This is a genomic window from Marinobacterium litorale DSM 23545, from assembly GCF_000428985.1.
GTDB classification, from domain to species: domain Bacteria; phylum Pseudomonadota; class Gammaproteobacteria; order Pseudomonadales; family Balneatricaceae; genus Marinobacterium_D; species Marinobacterium_D litorale.
Genome location: NZ_AUAZ01000065.1, coordinates 1 through 1,638, shown reverse-complemented (window position 1 = coordinate 1,638; position 1,638 = coordinate 1). Strand labels below are relative to the sequence as shown.

Annotated in this window: 2 protein-coding genes; both read right to left on the bottom strand. The window is 52.6% G+C overall.

What is annotated here, in order from left to right; translation table 11 throughout:
• Positions 1-89: 89 nt before the first annotated feature.
• A complete protein-coding gene (locus G403_RS25420; RefSeq protein WP_027855620.1) occupies positions 90-422 on the bottom strand; it encodes a ferredoxin reductase domain-containing protein in 333 nt (110 codons plus the stop codon).
• A 67-nt stretch (positions 423-489) separates the two neighbouring features.
• The coding region (locus G403_RS0120425) for an aromatic ring-hydroxylating dioxygenase subunit alpha (RefSeq protein ID WP_211232720.1) at positions 490-1,638 on the bottom strand (1,149 nt) is incomplete at its 5' end.

Here is a 1,638-nt window from a genome sequence, read left to right as displayed (position 1 = left end):
AGCAGTAGGTGAAGCATCAACCAGATAATCCGATGAGATGCCGGTCTGTCTCACTCTCATGCAAAGGTAAGATCAACCATTTAATCCGCTTACCCGTAATGCGCAGCTGGCTGAAGCGAGAAAAGGTTACGTGGTTCACTGATCGTCAACGTATCGCCGACTTGGAAAGAATCGCACAGGCGCTGGGAGCCACCCCGCCCATCGGGATCGCGCATCACACCGATTTTATATACCGATGGTGCCTCGAACTCGCCCATCAATGAATACTGCCGAACAGTCACATCATCGATACAAACATCGATATGTGCACCGGCCTGGTAGCTGGGCAAATTATTCCCGGCTTCAGGAGCCAGCGTGAATTCATATATCCCCTCGGCAACGGGTTTCTTTCCGATAATTGTTACGCTTATTGTTTTAGACATGGCTACAGATCACTCTCTGTCGAGAAAGCCGGGACTGCTAACGTCCCGGCTTTCTTCTCGGACAAGGTTAGGAGGGGGTACTGGCAGGCTGCTCCTGATCAATAAGCTTCTCGAGCACACGCCGTACGCGCAGGCCGCCCGCATCACTGGACAGAAGTACCGGATCCAATGCCCAGAAATCGTCTCCGCCCATTTCCCGGTACTGAGCCTCGATCACCGGCTTGTCCTCTTCTAAAAAAGCCTGAAGCATGCCCGCCATCTTCGCCTCGTTATAGTCACCGTCCTCCATTTTGTAGTTACGAGACGAAGCAAAGAAGTAATGGGTGGTGGTATCGGTTTCGGGGGTCATGGCATGGAAGTCGTAGAGAACAACGCCATCGCGATGGTAATCATCGCTATCCTGCACGGCACCCACTGTTAAGGTCATATTGGCCGGTGCTTGCCAGATCACTTCAATGTACTGATCCGCCTTGCCTTGAGGCCTGGGCAAGTGCTCCTGAAACAGCAGCATGGCGGAATCCGCCTCCCAGCTCCAGCCAATGGACACGCGGTTGTCATCCAGTTCCCGAACCTGCGGAATCTGTGGGCTCAACTTGCCCGCGGTATTGATAAGGGGTCCGTGCAAATGATCAACATGGCTCAGGTCCATGACGTTATCGACAATCAGATCGTAGGGGCATTCATTGTGCATATAGGCGTGCCCAACCGCCGTGGATGGATTTTCGCTGTAGAGACTCAGATTACGTACTTTGGCAATGTCTGCCTGTTGCGGATCCCCCATCCAGATCCAGATGAACCCATCACGCTCATGGACCGGGTATTGCCGAACCTTGCACGCTTTGGGAATCCGTCCGTTTCCGTGAGGGTTATCAGTACAGGTACCGGTCTCATCAAAGGCCAGCCCGTGATACTGGCAGCGAATTTGGTCCCCTTCCCGTTTCCCCATACTTAAGGGCGCAAACCGGTGCGGGCAACGATCTTTCAATGCGACGGGCTCGCCGTTTTTTCTGCGGTAGAAAAGTACTGTTTCATTAAGAAGTTTTCGAGAGAAAAGATCCTCTTCCGTCAGCTCGGTAGACAGCGCTGCCACATACCATGCGTTTTTCAGAAATCGAACGTTTGGGAACATGTGAACAAGTCCCCAGCATGAGACAATCCCCGGCACAAAAACATTGAGGACGTTCGGATGGATCAGCAGCTCACATTCGCTGATAGC

Coding starts and splice junctions, on each gene's coding strand:
- G403_RS25420 (WP_027855620.1), bottom strand. CDS start 422: ATGTCTAAAACAATAAGCGTAACAATTATCGGAAAGAAACCCGTTGCC.